The organism is Bacillus cereus group sp. MYBK108-1, assembly GCF_051917185.1.
GTDB lineage: Bacteria > Bacillota > Bacilli > Bacillales > Bacillaceae_G > Bacillus_A > Bacillus_A cereus.
Map to the genome: position 1 here is coordinate 75,108 of NZ_JBQAHZ010000007.1, position 14,908 is coordinate 90,015.

The window sequence follows — 14,908 nt, forward strand, 5'->3', positions numbered from 1 at the left end:
GTATTTTCAATAGAGGAAAAAGGAAAAATATGTTTGTGAAATTATGAACAATTTCCGAATTATTGTCTGAAATTACCTATACTCATGTTTATCTGTATTATAATGTTATTATCTTGGATAAAGTGATAAAGGTGGAGATCCTCATGGAACAAGCTTTAAAAATTACAGGTGTATTATCTGACCCAACTCGTTATTACATTTATAAATATATTTCGCAAAAACATAGTTACGTAACGGTACAAGAAATTGCAGATGAGTTTGACATTCATCCAAACGTAGCGCGTTTACATTTATCTAAATTAGAAGATGTTCATATGCTAAAATCGGAAACGAAGAAAACTGGAAAAGGCGGACGACCGAGCAGATTGTATGTCTTATCTGAAGATGTTATCCAATTACAATTTCCATTCCGTGATTATCAATTGTTAGCAAGAATCGCATTTAATTCTTTACTTAGTCTTGGTGCTGCTGGTGAGAAAGCGCTATACGAAACAGGAAAACAATTCGGAGCTGAATTAATGCAACAACATATGCAACGTTTAAATGTGAGTGAAGATGCTTTAACAGTGGAACAAAAAGTTCAAATTGCAAAAGAAGCTTTCTCAACAGCTGGCTTATCACCTGCATTTGAATTAAGTGCAGATGGAACAAAAATTTTCTATGATGTACACAATTGTCCATTTAAAGAAGTTGCTGTTCATCATCCAACTGAAATTTGTAACATGCACGGAGATATGATGAAAGGGATTTTTGAAATCCTATTCCCTAACATGGAATTAACTCGAAATGATAGTCTATTAGATGGATGTAAATCTTGTAATTATAAACTAACAATTTAATTTTTCATATAAAAAGAAGCCAATAATAATTGGCTTCTTTTTATATGAACGAATATTTACAATAATAAGAAAAATAAACTATAATGAGGTGAGGTTTACTTTTTTTAGAAAAGGAGGGAGATGGCATGGAGCGCATGTTTCGCGTTCTCGGCTTTTGGACTGGAATTTTCTCGGTTATGTTTTACGTAGGGGATATGCAACCGGCCGCACTACTATTTTTAGGACAAACAGGTTTCTTCGTACTTTTAAGCTATTTAAAATTAACAGAGCGTATGTATATATACGTATTTGGGGCATATTTAACTGTTTTCTTCATAGGATTTACATACTACACGACATTCTTACTTGTGCCTGGGGTTGGACATTAAAAGATGGCATTTTGCCATCTTTTTTTTAATTCCGGAATTTCCTAGTTGACTTATAGGTTTTATTACCTTATATTCTATATAACAGATTGGAATTAGGGGGAATCAACATGAATACACTGCTTGTCGGAATTAACGTTGCAGTCATGCTCATCTTAGTTGGCGTATTATATTATATGCAACGTAAGCATGTATCTTTTAATAAACGTGTATTTACCGCTTTAGGAGTCGGAATTTTATTCGGTCTTATATTACAATTTATTTATGAGCCAACTTCTAAAGTAATTATTGAATCAAATACTTGGTTTGGCTTAATCGGTAACGGTTATGTAAAATTACTTCAAATGATCGTTATGCCACTTATTTTAGTATCTATTATTTCAGCATTTACAAAATTACAGTTAACGAAAAACCTTGGTAAAATTAGTGGCCTTATTATCGGTATTTTAATTCTTACTACAGGAATCGCTGCAGCTGTCGGTATCGCTGCAAGTGCAGGATTTGATGTATCTGCAACCGGCCTACAACAAGGTGATGCAGAATCTGCTCGTCTGAAACTAGTTGAAGAAAGATTTACTTCTATTGAAAAGACAACAATTCCAGATAAATTATTAGAGCTATTACCTACAAATCCGTTTCTTGATTTAACAGGCGCTCGTCCAACATCAACAATTTCTGTCGTAATATTTGCAGCCTTTATCGGCATTGCCTTTATAGGTGTAAAACGAAAATATCCAGAACAAGCAGAGCTATTTAAGAAGATGCTTGATGCTGTATATGCAATCGTAATGCGTATGGTAACATTAATTTTACGCCTTACTCCATACGGCGTATTAGCTCTTATGGCAAAAACAGTTGCTGGTAGCGACATAAATGCTATTTTAAAACTTGGCAACTTCGTGTTAGCGTCTTACGTAGCACTTATCGTAATGTTCGTTATCCACTTATTATTAATTGCGCTATCTGGTTTAAATCCAATTCAATATTTAAAAAAGGTGTTCCCTGTATTAACATTTGCATTCACATCTCGCTCTAGTGCTGGTGCGATGCCATTAAATATTGAAGCGCAAAAAGAAAAGCTTGGTATTTCCGAAGGAATTGCAAACTTCGCAGCTTCATTTGGGGTATCTATCGGACAAAACGGTTGCGCAGGTATTTATCCAGCAATGCTTGCAATGATGGTCGCTCCAACTGTAGGAATTGATCCATTACAACCACAATTTATTTTAACTTTAATCGCTGTTGTTGCTATTAGCTCATTCGGTGTTGCCGGAGTTGGTGGCGGCGCAACATTCGCAGCTTTAATCGTGCTATCTACAATGAACTTACCAATCGGTATTGTTGCTCTAGTTATCTCGGTTGAGCCATTAATCGATATGGGGCGTACAGCTCTTAACGTAAGTGGCTCTATGACAGCAGGTCTTATTTCAAGTAAATGGCTTGGTGAATTAGATCAAGATACGTACAATCAAGATGATACAAAAACTGGTGAAATTGCTTCATAATGAAAAAAGACGCTAACATACAATTGTTAGCGTCTTTTTTATTCCGTCCCCTCTTTATAGATTTTATCTTGAGAATTATCACTCTAAGTATTCTTCTAGTTGCTCTTTTAACTCTTCCTCAATCTTATAACAAGATTCATCAGCGAGTTCCCCTACTTTCTTACTCCCCAAAATGTTTGATTGAATTGGCATTCCTAAAAAGATTCTTTCACATTTCCAAATTGGAATATTATGAAATCCAATCAACTCTTTTTCTTCATCTAATATAGCTATAGCAACTGATGAATAATAACCCACCTCAAAGGGATTCTCTTTTTCTCTTGCAAATCCCATATCTAATTCCATGTGTTTTTCTATGTATAAATGTGAATACTCTTTATGCAGTTTAAGTGATATTCGCTCTATTTCCTTCTCCATACATTGAATGTTCTCTTTTAACTCCAACGTAAACTCCTGTTCTTTATATTTCATTTTCGCCTCCTTAAACATAGAAAAAGAGAATACAATAACATATCCTCTTTCCTCAAATATATTTCATTATCTCACAGCCCGTCCTTTTCACAAATAACCATTTTGTTCGCACCATTTATGAAATTGTCCTACGTCTACTCCAACTAACACGATATCCTTTAGCTCTACATCAATGACTTGTTCTCCAATTACAATAGCAAACTGCGATGCTAATTTTGTCTCATTTTTCTTTACAATTCCAATTCGGTTCCGATGCGGTCCATCTTTTATATATGCTTTTTGTCCTACAATATCAAAGTTCAAAATTCTCACCTCTTTTACTGCGCTCAAATTGGAAATACGATCTCCACCTCGGAAAATTTCCTTTCATTGCACTATTTCTCTATATATATGACGAAACAATAAAAGAGTCCTTCCTTCTTTACAATTATTTTTTCTTTGTTTCATTTTTGTGATTGAAACGTAAAGTTTATAATAAAATACACTTGGAAGCGCTTTCTATGTAATTTTTTATGTTATAATATAAAAGTAGAACTTCGTAAAGAGGGTTAAAAAAATGAATACAAAAATGATTAAAAAAGTAATTGAAGCATTAAAAGTATATGGCTTTCAGGATGTATCATTCTGTGACAAAACGAAGCAATTTTTATTTCATAACGAAACCGATATTATGAGCGGCTATGCAGAAATAACATATAGTAGTCAATTTGAAAAATTCAACGTACAAATTCATCCAATTGAAACGCATCACCAAGCAGAGTTACAAGAGATTGAAAGACATATACAAGCTTGTATAAGAAAAGTGGAATATTTAAACGCACTTCTTACCGGGCAGACAAAACTAGATGATAAAATTATTATTATGTAAAAAAAGAACGTGATCCAATCACGTTCTTTTTTCATTATACGTTCATCTTTTCCTTTAGTTGTAATCCTGTAACAGATTCTAATACATCCATCGATTCTCCAAATGTCATATCAAAAATTGTCTTGTCCTCTATATATGGAAACTGTCTGAAACGCTTTTCTAACACCTTCACAGCATCTGATGTAAAGTTTGCACTATCAATGCCAAATTCTGTTTCAAGAAGAACGATCCAATCTAACACATGAAAACCTAATCCATTGACGAATGAAATCAATTTTTCTTCTGGGTTTGAAGATAAGAATACTTGGCGTTCCATCTCACTAAAAAGTTCTTCTCCTAAGATTTCAGCTAACTCATCATCATGTTCACGTTCAACAAGTTCTTCGTAGCCGTAATCATCCACAAGCTCTTCTACTTCTTCACTATCCTGACAAAGCAATTGACTAAGAAGTGCCTCTTTCTTAAATTCACTATTTTGTACGACTTCTAAAAAGCTCGTTTCCCATCCATTTTCTAATTTCATATTATGTACTCCTTTATATACGTTTCTTATCATCACTGTACCCAAAAGATCACTTTTATAACCTTTTAGGTAGTTACTATTATTTCATATGATTCATAACATAAGATGCAAACTCAGCTACATCTCCTTCAAAAATATTTATTTCTGGCAAGTGATAGAACGTTGTTTGGAGCGGGTTTCCTGCATGATATACATATATCGTTTTCTCTAGTGTAATCGCCATTCCAAACTCTGTATGGCTCCCATTTCCGCCATCTAATATAAGTAAAAATACATCCGCTTCTTTTACAGCATTTTGTTCTGCCTGACCAATTTCTCTCAATTGTTCTTCATTTGCTGCTTTTTCGTTTTTGGTCCAATCATATGTATGGTGCCATCCTGCATGTTTCAGTTCATTTGCTACGGAACGTACAAGATGTTTATTTTGGAAACCTGAGGCGATATAAAAATTCATTTATATACACTCCTTCATTATGTATGGGGAAACTCCTTTTTAGCGTTATTTGTTATAGCTACAATAAAGAACAACTTCAAAAAAAATCCCCATCTTTAAAACTTATTTGCGTTTAAATGATGGGATGCTTCATGGTCTTCTTTTATTTTTTGTTTTTTATAACTTTCATCAGCTAACATTTCTAGTTCAGCTGTTATCTCTGACTTTTCAAGCTCTCTTTCTTGCGAAAATTTCCTTGAAATATAAACAATAACACTACCAACGTACAACACAAAGCATATAATAAGTGCAGTATTTTCATAGAGACTTAGCTCCAACACAGTCACTCCTAATCCATTCGTATTTTCACGCCTCATTAATTGGAATTTCCCTATTAACCCATTTGTTATCCCGCTATTTGAGGGCAGTAAGACTCCCTCCTCAAAATTCAGTAACAGTAAAGAAGTTAGATGTGGGATGCACCCAACTGATTAAAGTTTCACTTTATTGTAACATAAAAATATCAATTCTTGGAATCTTTCACCCTACTAAAAGAGGCATGATTATTTCATCATGCCTCTGAAATATTTTGAATGATTGTTTTAATTGCTTCTTTTCCATTATATTTTTTTAGTGCTATTTTATACTTCTCATTATTTTGATTTAATTCTTCGACATACTTTATAAGAGATTTTACATTTACATCTTCTTCATATAATACGGAGGCATATCCTTGTCTTTCAAAGGACTCTGCATTTAATATTTGATCTCCACGGCTTGCAAATTTCGATAATGGAATTAAAACCATCGGCTTTTGTAATGTTAAAAATTCAAAAATTGCGTTGGAGCCCGCGCGTGAAATAACAAAATCTGTTACCGCTAATATATCTGGCAGTTCTCCATGTACATATTCAAATTGTCTATATCCTTCTTTATTTTGTAAACTTTCATCAAGGTTACCTTTTCCGCAAAGGTGAACAATTTGATACTTTTTAAGAAGTTCTGGTAATGCTTCTCGAGCCGTATCATTAATTTTTTTCGCGCCCAAGCTGCCTCCCATAATCGTAATAACTGGCTTTTTACGTGAAAAACCTAAAAACGCTAAACCTTTTTCACGATTTCCCTTCAGCACTTCTTCACGTACAGGAGACCCCGTATATATTACTTTTTCTTTCGGTAAATGTTTCGCTGCTTCTTCAAATGTAACAAATATTTTCGAAGCAAAACGAAGCGCAATTTTATTTGCTAGTCCTGGCGTCATATCAGATTCATGTAATAAAACTGGTACTCTATTTAGCCATCCGCCAATTACGACTGGTACAGATACGAAACCACCTTTTGAAAAAATCACATCTGGTTTTAGTTTTCGAATTCTTACATACGCATCCATAACACCCTTCATTACAAGAAAAGGATCTTTTATATTTTTTAAATCAAAATAACGACGTAGCTTTCCACTCGAAATACTATAGTAGGGAATGCCTTCCTTTTCTATAATCGTTTTCTCAATACCTTGGTGAGAACCAATATAAGAGATATCCCAGTTGTCTTCCTGTAAATATGGGATAATGGCTAAATTAGGTGTTACATGTCCTGCCGAACCGCCACCTGTAAAGACTATTTTCTTCATACGTCTCCCCCTTCTAGACTATAATACACTAAAATATCTTGCCTCAGGGTGAGAAAATACCATAGCCGTTACGGACGCTTCTGGCTCCATCATGAATCCTTCTGTTAATGAAATACCTATTTCCTCTGGATGAATTAAGCGAAATAGCTTTTCTTGATCTGCAAGTTCTGGACACGCCGGATAACCAAATGACACTCGTATTCCTCTATATTTCGTACGGAAACGTTCTTCCATCGTCAGTTCAGGTAAGTCCGGAATGCCCCAGCGGTCACGAATGAGCATATGTGTTTTTTCAGCAAGTCCTTCCGCTAATTCAAGCGCTAACGATTGAATGGCATGACTACGTAGGTAATCACCTTTCGCCTTCCACTCTTCAGCAATATCCCGAACTCCTTCCCCAACCGTAACAGATAAGAAAGCAACATAGTCCATCTCATCTCCTATTGGGCGCAAATAATCACCTAAAGTACGATAGGGAGCCTTTCCTTGTCTAGGGAATGTGAAACGCTCTATAACACGCGTATGATTTTCTGGATCATATATTACAATGTTTTGTCCGTCGCTTTGCGCTGGGAAAAATTGATACACTGCTTTCGGCTTTAACCAAGATTGTCCTTCCTGCAATAATTCATCTATTAAATCATTTAATTCATGTGCTCTCTTATCTCCCTCTTTCAAAAGCTTCTTCACATTTCCTTTTAATCCAAGGTGATGCCCAAGTAGCATTTGTCTATTTAAAAATGGAGCGAGATGAAGAGCCGGAATATCACGTAATACAATTCGTTTTGTTGAATCAGGCACCATAACCTCAGCCTTCGGTAATGGCTCAATTACTGTTGGAATTTCTACTTTCTTCTCCTCTTTTTTTACGATATGAAGATGACGTTCTTTTTTATCCTGTTTCATCTTCTCACGCTCTTCTTCTTTTTGAAGTTTATTAATAATATCGAGCCCCGTCATCGCATCACTCGCATAACAAACGAGCCCTTTATATGATGGTGAAATTCGATTATCTGTAAACTTTCTCGTTAACGCTGCACCACCTACAACAATGGGCACATCAATATTTGCTGCTTTTAAATCTTCAGCAGTTGTTACCATTTGTTGCGCTGATTTTACTAATAAACCTGAAAGGCCTATAATGTCCGGCTTCTTTTCTTGTACTTCTTGAACAATTCGATCCGAACGTACATTAATTCCTAAATTAATAATCTCATATCCGTTATTCGCTAAAATAATTTCAACGAGATTTTTCCCAATATCATGCACATCACCTTTTACAGTTGCTAATAATACTTTCCCTTTTTTTGCACTATCGCTAGATTCCATATGTGGCTCTAAATAACTTACAGCAGCTTTCATACTTTCGGCACTTTGCAATACTTCAGCAACAATAAGTTCATTATTATTAAATAGTCGTCCTACCTCATCCATCCCTGTCATAAGCGGACCGTTAATAATATCAAGAGGTTTTCTTCCTTCTTCAAGTGCAAGACTTAAATCCTCGTGTAATCCTTGTTTCGTACCTTCTACAATATAATTTGCTAGTCGTTCATCAAGCGTTAACGTTTCTTGCACAACGACATCTTTCTTTTTAGCAACTCGGTAAAAGTTTGTAAATTCTTCTAACGTCCCTTTCGTCGTTTCAAACAGTAATGCATCTGCAAGGCGTTTTTCTTCCTCTGGAATCGACGCATAGCGTTCTAATTTTTCCGTATTCACAATCGCGTAATCTAATCCTGCTTTCGTAGCATGATATAAAAAGACTGAATTTAATACTTCACGTCCAGCCGGTGGTAAACCAAATGATATGTTACTTACACCTAAAATCGTTAAACACTCTGGTAACGCTTCTTTAATAAGGCGAATTCCTTCTATAGTCGCTGCCGCTGAGCCAATATATTCTTCATCACCTGTCCCTACTGGAAACACAAGTGCATCAAAAATAATATCTGACGGGCGTATCCCATACTTCTTTGTAAGTAATTCATAGCTTCTTTTCGCAATTTCTATCTTTCGTTCCGCACTAACCGCCATACCGTCTTCATCAATTGTTCCTACAACTATAGCGGCACCATACTTCTGAAGAAGCGGTGTCACTTTTTTAAATCGTTCTTCTCCATCTTCTAAATTAATTGAATTAATAACAGCTTTTCCTTGAATATAAGTAAGAGCTCGCTCCATCACATTTTCATCCGTTGAATCAATCATAATCGGTACTTTTAACACTTTCGTAACTTCTGTCAAAAATTTCTCCATATCTTCTATTTCATCACGATCAGGATCTGCCATACAAATATCAATAATATGAGCATTTTTCTTCACTTGCGCTCTTGCCACTTCAGCAGCCTCTTCAAATTTCCCTTCTGCTACTAATCGTTTAAATTTACGTGATCCAATAACATTCGTTCTTTCACCTACAAATAACGGTCTCATAGACTCATCATATTGCAGTGCTTCTAATCCACTAATTCCATGTCCTTCTCTCTCATGATGGTCACGAGGCCTAAGAGATGCTAGCGCGGATTTCATTGCTTTTATATGTTCTGGTGTCGTGCCACAACAACCACCAATAATATTAACCCATCCTTCTTCAGCAAATCGCTTCACCTTTTCAGCAAGAGAAGATGGAGATTCATGGTAATGTCCATCTTCATCAGGAAGACCTGCATTTGGATAACAAGAAATGTAACACTCCGATAAATCAGATAGTGAACGAATATGGTCCCTCATAAACTCCGGACCAGTCGCACAGTTTAACCCAACAGATAATGGTTTCATATGTTCTACTGATAAATAAAAAGCTTCAATTGTTTGCCCAGCCAGAGTCGTTCCCATTGGCTCAATCGTTCCTGAAATCATAATAGGAACCGTTTTTTTCAGTTCTTCAAAAGCGGCTTGAATTCCAATATAAGCTGCTTTCACGTTACGCATATCTTGACTCGTCTCAACGAGTAATACATCAACTTCTCCTTTTAATAATCCTCGTGCCTGCCTTGTATAAGCCTCAATCAATTCTTCAAAAGTCACACCACCTGTAACACTAATTGCTTTCGTTGTTGGTCCCATCGCTCCCGCAACATATACTTCCTTCCCGCTTTCTTTAACAGCTTGCTTCGCCAAAAGTGCTGCCTTTTCATTTAGTTCTTCATCTAAATGAGACAGATCATAATCACTTAGTACAATATTCGTTGCCCCAAATGTATTTGTTTCAATAATATCCGCTCCAGCTTCAATATAAGCTTTATGAATCTTTAAAATAACATCTGGTCTTGTTTCCACTAAATATTCATTACAGCCCTCGTACTCTTCTCCTCCGAAATCTTCAGCAGTTAAATCCTCTTGCTGAATCATTGTCCCCATTGCACCATCTAATATTAAAATGCTATTTTTTAATTTTTCTTCTAAACACTTCATCAATTAATACCTTCTTTCACTTCTTGCTTTTCTCTTACATATTTAACAAGATGTTCTGTAATTTCATACTTTAAAAATGGTGTAATAAGATAAATACCATTAAAATATTTCATCGCTGCGTCGACCAATTCTTGTGAAATGCGGATCCCTTCCTCAATTGCTGCCTCTTTTGTTTCATGTCCATCCATTCTCTCTCTTATTTCTTCAGGAAGAGTAATACCCGGCACCTCAAAATGAAGAAAATCTGCATTCCGCTTACTTACTAACGGCATAATTCCAATAAAAATAGGTTGTTCCAAATGCTTTGTCGCTTCATACACTTCTTCAATTAACTTGATATCGTAAATTGGCTGAGTTAAAAAATACTCCGCTCCAGCATCTATTTTTCGTTCCATTCGCTTAACCGCTGCTTTTAAGTGCCTCACGTGAGGATTAAATGCGCCGCCTACAGAAAACCTTGTCGCCGGTCCAATTGATTTCCCTAAAATTGAACGTCCATCGTTCATTTCTTTAATCATTTTAATAAGCTCAATAGAGGATAAATCATATACAGAAGTGGCACCGGGAAAATCACCAACGCGCGCTGGATCACCAGTTAAAGCTAACACTTCTTCCATCCCTAACGCCGATAAACCTAACAAATGAGATTGTAGTCCAATGACGTTATGATCTCTACACGTTAAATGCGTCAATACTGGGATATCATGCTTCGTTAATAACGCACCCATCGCCATATTAGAAACACGAGGCGATGCTAATGAATTATCTGCTAGAGTAATAGCATCTGCTCCCGCTCTTTTTAACGCTCTTGCTCCTTCAAAAAAACGCTGTGTATCTAACGTTTTCGGTGGATCTAATTCCACTACAACTGTCGTTTGTTTTTTCGCTTTCTCTGCTAGAGTGACGTGAGCCTTCGAACGTTTCTCATGCGTATGAACGACTTTCGGCCTTTGAATCGTGTCTTTTTCTATTACAGGGGTAATATTCGCAACAGCGCGCTTCATACTTTGAATATGTTCTGGAGTCGTACCACAACAACCACCCAATAACCGAATACCTTGCTCAATAAATCTCGGTGTCATCGCTTCAAAATAAGCTGGGCTTCCCTCATATACGTAACGTCCATCCACATAATTCGGGAGGCCTGCATTTGGGTATGCTGATAAATAGCCATTTTGAGGAATCGATATCATTTTGAAAGCTTCCGTCATATGAAGAGGCCCTAGTTGACAATTCAATCCAACAACATTTGCACCGTAATCTATAAGTTGCTTTAATATTTCATTGACATCATTTCCATTTTGAGTCGTACCTGCTTCATGTAACGCTAATTGCGCAACAATTGGAATATTCGTTTGCTTACGCAATACTTTAACGGCATGAAGTAATTCAAATTCATCGTAAAAAGTTTCTAATAGTAATCCATCAACCTGTTCTTCTAGTAAAGCCCCTGCCTGTTCAAGTAACATAAACTCTCTTTCCATATCAGTCGTTGTAACAGCTCCGATATGTTTCATACCACCAATTGTTCCTAAAATTGCATTTTTATTTGTCACAGATGCTTTCGCCAGTTTTACTGCCGCTCTATTAATTTCTGTAACTTGATTTTCTAAACCATACATACGTAATTTCGCCTCATTTGCTCCATACGTATTCGTTTGAATTACATCTGCTCCAGCAGCTACATATTGTTTATGAATCGATATAATTAAGTCTGGATCAGATACATTCAATTCTTCAAAGCTACTTTGCAAACCATGTGAATGCAATAACGTCCCAACCGCACCATCACCTATTACAATTCCTTTTGATAATAAATCTAGTAATTTCACGACTCTCCCTCATTTCTATCAATATAAAAACCCCCTCTTCACTTTGAAGAGGGGGACATAATCGTTCCTCCTCTTATTATGCAAAACATTCGTTTTGCAGGTATTAGCACCGTTTCAAACATTTCGTTTGAAGGTTGCCGGGTTTCACAGGGCCTTTCCCTCCACCGCTCTCAATAAGAGTTGTCTTTATTATTTTATTTATGTAGCTAAAAGGAAATGCGTTCCCCTTTTAACAATGTTTGTTAATTTTTTAATAAATTTAGCATGCACAAAAGTAAAAGTCAATGACACTTGCGGAAAAATAAAAATTATTTAAAATAAAGTTGCAATTCAGTTATATTTTATTGTAAAGTTAAAAACATAATAAAAATTTCATACGAACATTCTTATCTAGAGAGGTAGAGGGACTGGCCCTGTGACGCCTCAGCAACCATTAACATTTTGTTAATAAGGTGCTAATTCCAGCAAATTGTGAAAGATTTGACAGATGAGAAGAAGACTCTATTCAAACCGAAAGCCTTCTTCTTAGAAGGCTTTTTTATTTTATATTCACTTAATGTTTCAATTTAAAAAGGAGGAATTTTCACATGTCAACAATCGAAACAAAACTAGCACAAATCGGAAATCGCAGTGAAACTACAACCGGAACGGTTAATCCACCAGTTTATTTCTCAACCGCTTATCGTCACGAAGGAATTGGTAAATCTACTGGCTTTGACTATTCACGAACTGGCAATCCAACTCGCGGTCTTTTAGAACAGGCGATCGCAGACTTAGAATATGGCGAACAAGGTTATGCCTGTAGTTCAGGGATGGCGGCTGTTCTCCTCGTCCTTTCTCTATTCCGCTCTGGAGACGAACTTATTGTATCTGAAGATTTATACGGGGGAACGTATCGATTATTTTCTGAGCATGAAAAAAAGTGGAATATTCGATGTAGATACGTAAATACACAGTCTATTAAACAAATTGAGCAAGCTATCACAACTGAAACGAAGGCTATTTTCATAGAAACTCCAACTAATCCATTAATGCAAGTTACTGATATTGCTGCTGTCGCAACTGTAGCGAAAAGGAACGGACTACTCCTTATTGTAGACAACACTTTCTACACACCTTATATACAGCAACCATTAACAGAAGGTGCTGACATTGTACTTCATAGCGCAACGAAATATTTAGGGGGACATAACGATGTACTAAGCGGGCTTGTCGTTGCAAAAGGAAAGGAACTTTGCGAGGAAATCGCTCATTATCATAATGCATCAGGTGCAGTTTTAAGCCCATTTGACTCATGGTTATTAATTCGCGGTATGAAAACGTTAGCGCTTCGCATGAGGCAACATGAAGAAAATGCGAAAGCAGTTGTTGCGTATTTAAATGATGAAGACGGGGTGACAGATGTATTTTATCCAGGAAGAGGCGGCATGATCTCATTCCGCCTTAAAGATGAAGCTTGGATTAATCCATTCTTACAATCTTTATCCTTAATTACATTTGCCGAAAGTCTTGGTGGTGTAGAAAGTTTAATGACTTATCCAGCAACGCAAACACATGCTGATATTCCTGAAGAAATTAGAACAGCAAACGGCGTATGCAATCGTCTTCTTCGATTCTCAGTTGGCATTGAAAATAGTAACGATTTAATTCAAGACTTAAAGCAAGCAATTAAACTCGTAAAAGAAGGTGTAAGAATATGAGCTATTCTATAGATACACTCTTACTACACAACCAATATAAACACGACTCGCAAACAGGCGCTGTGAACGTTCCTATTTATAACACATCAACTTTTCACCAATTTGATGTAGATACGTTCGGAAAATATGACTATAGCAGGTCAGGAAATCCAACTCGTGAAGCTCTTGAAGATATCATTGCTTTATTAGAAGGCGGAACAAAAGGATTCGCCTTTGCATCAGGCATTGCAGCGATTTCCACTGCATTCCTCCTTCTTTCACAAGGTGATCACGTACTCATTTCAGAAGATGTGTACGGAGGCACTTACCGAGTGATAACTGAGGTACTCTCCCGTTACGGTGTTTCACATACATTTGTTGATATGACCAATTTAGAAGAAATAAAACAAAACATTAAACCAAATACAAAGCTCTTTTATGTAGAAACACCTTCTAACCCACTTTTAAAAGTGACAGATATTCGCGAGGTTTCTAAACTCGCAAAATCTATTGGGGCTCTTACTTTTGTTGATAATACATTTTTGACACCACTATTCCAAAAACCACTTGAACTTGGAGCTGATGTCGTTCTTCATAGTGCTACAAAATTTATTGCTGGTCATAGTGATGTTACTGCCGGATTAGCAGTAGTAAAAGATTCAGAACTCGCTCAAAAGCTTGGATTTTTACAAAATGCATTCGGTGCTATTTTAGGACCTCAAGATTGTTCTCTCGTACTTCGCGGTCTAAAAACATTGCATGTACGCCTCGAACATTCAGCTAAAAATGCCAATAAAATCGCACATTATTTACAAGAGCACTCTAAAGTAAAAAATGTCTATTATCCGGGATTACAAACTCATCTCGGATTTGATATTCAACAATCTCAAGCAACATCAGCTGGAGCGGTCTTATCGTTTACTTTGCAGTCAGAAGATGCACTCCGCAAATTTTTATCAAAAGTAAAATTGCCTGTTTTTGCAGTTAGTTTAGGAGCTGTAGAGTCAATTCTTTCTTATCCAGCAAAAATGTCACATGCAGCACTGTCGCAAGAAGCTCGTGATAAAAGAGGAATCTCTAATTCATTACTTCGGTTATCAGTCGGTCTTGAAAATGTTAACGATTTAATATCCGATTTTGAAAATGCCCTTTCTTATGTAGAAGAACCTGTAAATGCATAGAGAAAAAGAAGATATGAGATTAGGTTTTCATATCTTCTTTTTATGCGGTTTAGCTATATTCATTTGAATTTCTTCTTTTCTTGTAGTCCATAAAAAATAAAAGTATATCATCTATTTCTAAATAATGGATTAATTGATATATTAAGAAATAAAAAGGGGCGAAAA

14 protein-coding genes and 2 riboswitches are annotated in these 14,908 nt (G+C 36.1%); of the genes, 6 read left to right on the forward strand and 8 right to left on the reverse strand.

Annotated elements, in window-relative coordinates; genetic code table 11:
- The first annotated feature begins 143 nt into the window (after positions 1–143).
- The 3 genes from ACTFSL_RS12670 (at position 144) to ACTFSL_RS12680 (ending at position 2,709) form a co-directional block, all read left to right on the forward strand.
- On the forward strand, positions 144–839 hold the full coding sequence (locus tag ACTFSL_RS12670) for a helix-turn-helix transcriptional regulator (protein ID WP_000434125.1): 696 nt from the start codon (positions 144–146) through the stop codon (positions 837–839).
- Between the two features lie 125 nt (positions 840–964).
- Positions 965–1,207, forward strand: a complete 243-nt coding sequence (locus tag ACTFSL_RS12675; protein WP_135277430.1) for a DUF2626 domain-containing protein — start codon at positions 965–967, stop codon at positions 1,205–1,207.
- Positions 1,208–1,314: 107 nt separating this feature from the next.
- Positions 1,315–2,709 (forward strand): L-cystine transporter, encoded by a 1,395-nt coding sequence (locus ACTFSL_RS12680; protein ID WP_001094345.1) that lies wholly within the window; start codon positions 1,315–1,317, stop codon positions 2,707–2,709.
- 78 nt (positions 2,710–2,787) lie between these two features.
- Here the strand turns inward: ACTFSL_RS12680 and ACTFSL_RS12685 are convergent, their stop codons facing one another.
- Both ACTFSL_RS12685 and ACTFSL_RS12690 read right to left on the reverse strand, forming a co-directional pair.
- Positions 2,788–3,180: a hypothetical protein gene (locus ACTFSL_RS12685; protein ID WP_440041813.1), complete on the reverse strand. Its 393-nt coding sequence runs from the start codon at positions 3,178–3,180 to the stop codon at positions 2,788–2,790.
- Between the two features lie 87 nt (positions 3,181–3,267).
- Positions 3,268–3,483 (reverse strand): DUF3912 family protein, encoded by a 216-nt coding sequence (locus ACTFSL_RS12690; RefSeq protein ID WP_001008327.1) that lies wholly within the window; start codon positions 3,481–3,483, stop codon positions 3,268–3,270.
- Between the two features lie 253 nt (positions 3,484–3,736).
- On the opposite strand from ACTFSL_RS12690, the gene ACTFSL_RS12695 reads away from it, so the two are divergent.
- Positions 3,737–4,048, forward strand: a complete 312-nt coding sequence (locus tag ACTFSL_RS12695; protein WP_001093237.1) for a hypothetical protein — start codon at positions 3,737–3,739, stop codon at positions 4,046–4,048.
- A gap of 34 nt (positions 4,049–4,082) precedes the next feature.
- Here ACTFSL_RS12695 and ACTFSL_RS12700 read toward each other — a convergent pair whose 3' ends face one another.
- The 6 genes from ACTFSL_RS12700 to ACTFSL_RS12725 form a co-directional block, all read right to left on the reverse strand.
- Positions 4,083–4,571, reverse strand: coding sequence for a hypothetical protein (locus ACTFSL_RS12700; protein WP_000764267.1), 489 nt, complete (start codon positions 4,569–4,571; stop codon positions 4,083–4,085).
- Between the two features lie 79 nt (positions 4,572–4,650).
- Positions 4,651–5,025 carry a nucleoside 2-deoxyribosyltransferase gene (locus tag ACTFSL_RS12705; RefSeq protein ID WP_001012343.1) on the reverse strand — a complete coding sequence of 125 codons (375 nt, stop codon included), beginning with the start codon at positions 5,023–5,025 and terminating at the stop codon, positions 4,651–4,653.
- A 95-nt stretch (positions 5,026–5,120) separates the two neighbouring features.
- Entirely contained in the window at positions 5,121–5,381 is a 261-nt protein-coding gene (locus ACTFSL_RS12710) for a DUF3966 domain-containing protein (RefSeq protein ID WP_001250699.1), read from the reverse strand.
- A 194-nt stretch (positions 5,382–5,575) separates the two neighbouring features.
- Positions 5,576–6,634, reverse strand: coding sequence for an undecaprenyldiphospho-muramoylpentapeptide beta-N-acetylglucosaminyltransferase (gene murG, locus ACTFSL_RS12715; RefSeq protein WP_000724775.1), 1,059 nt, complete (start codon positions 6,632–6,634; stop codon positions 5,576–5,578).
- 18 nt (positions 6,635–6,652) lie between these two features.
- Positions 6,653–10,051, reverse strand: a complete 3,399-nt coding sequence (metH, locus tag ACTFSL_RS12720) for a methionine synthase (protein WP_135277436.1) — start codon at positions 10,049–10,051, stop codon at positions 6,653–6,655.
- The gene (locus ACTFSL_RS12725; RefSeq protein WP_135277438.1) at positions 10,051–11,883 is read right to left on the reverse strand and encodes a bifunctional homocysteine S-methyltransferase/methylenetetrahydrofolate reductase; all 1,833 of its coding nucleotides are present in this window, start codon (positions 11,881–11,883) and stop codon (positions 10,051–10,053) included. Before ACTFSL_RS12725 ends, metH begins: the two co-directional genes overlap by 1 nt.
- 70 nt (positions 11,884–11,953) lie before the next feature.
- Positions 11,954–12,063, reverse strand: a riboswitch (SAM riboswitch).
- A 203-nt stretch (positions 12,064–12,266) separates the two neighbouring features.
- Positions 12,267–12,377: riboswitch (SAM riboswitch) on the forward strand.
- Positions 12,378–12,470: 93 nt separating this feature from the next.
- Here ACTFSL_RS12725 and metI point away from each other — a divergent pair.
- A complete protein-coding gene (gene metI / locus ACTFSL_RS12730) occupies positions 12,471–13,583 on the forward strand; it encodes a cystathionine gamma-synthase/O-acetylhomoserine thiolyase (RefSeq protein WP_017673550.1) in 1,113 nt (370 codons plus the stop codon).
- On the forward strand, positions 13,580–14,743 hold the full coding sequence (gene metC, locus ACTFSL_RS12735) for a cystathionine beta-lyase (RefSeq protein ID WP_000122299.1): 1,164 nt from the start codon (positions 13,580–13,582) through the stop codon (positions 14,741–14,743). Before metI ends, metC begins: the two co-directional genes overlap by 4 nt.
- Positions 14,744–14,908 lie beyond the last annotated feature (165 nt).

Excerpts from the sequence above, each read along its gene's own strand:
- ACTFSL_RS12710 (WP_001250699.1), bottom strand. The coding sequence starts at position 5,381 with ATGAGGCGTGAAAATACGAATGGATTAGGAGTGACTGTGTTGGAGCTA.
- metH (WP_135277436.1), bottom strand. The coding sequence starts at position 10,051 with ATGAAGTGTTTAGAAGAAAAATTAAAAAATAGCATTTTAATATTAGAT.
- ACTFSL_RS12700 (WP_000764267.1), bottom strand. The coding sequence starts at position 4,571 with ATGAAATTAGAAAATGGATGGGAAACGAGCTTTTTAGAAGTCGTACAA.
- ACTFSL_RS12670 (WP_000434125.1), top strand. The coding sequence starts at position 144 with ATGGAACAAGCTTTAAAAATTACAGGTGTATTATCTGACCCAACTCGT.
- ACTFSL_RS12685 (WP_440041813.1), bottom strand. The coding sequence starts at position 3,180 with ATGAAATATAAAGAACAGGAGTTTACGTTGGAGTTAAAAGAGAACATT.
- metI (WP_017673550.1), top strand. The coding sequence starts at position 12,471 with ATGTCAACAATCGAAACAAAACTAGCACAAATCGGAAATCGCAGTGAA.
- murG (WP_000724775.1), bottom strand. The coding sequence starts at position 6,634 with ATGAAGAAAATAGTCTTTACAGGTGGCGGTTCGGCAGGACATGTAACA.
- ACTFSL_RS12705 (WP_001012343.1), bottom strand. The coding sequence starts at position 5,025 with ATGAATTTTTATATCGCCTCAGGTTTCCAAAATAAACATCTTGTACGT.
- ACTFSL_RS12695 (WP_001093237.1), top strand. The coding sequence starts at position 3,737 with ATGAATACAAAAATGATTAAAAAAGTAATTGAAGCATTAAAAGTATAT.
- ACTFSL_RS12675 (WP_135277430.1), top strand. The coding sequence starts at position 965 with ATGGAGCGCATGTTTCGCGTTCTCGGCTTTTGGACTGGAATTTTCTCG.
- ACTFSL_RS12680 (WP_001094345.1), top strand. The coding sequence starts at position 1,315 with ATGAATACACTGCTTGTCGGAATTAACGTTGCAGTCATGCTCATCTTA.
- metC (WP_000122299.1), top strand. The coding sequence starts at position 13,580 with ATGAGCTATTCTATAGATACACTCTTACTACACAACCAATATAAACAC.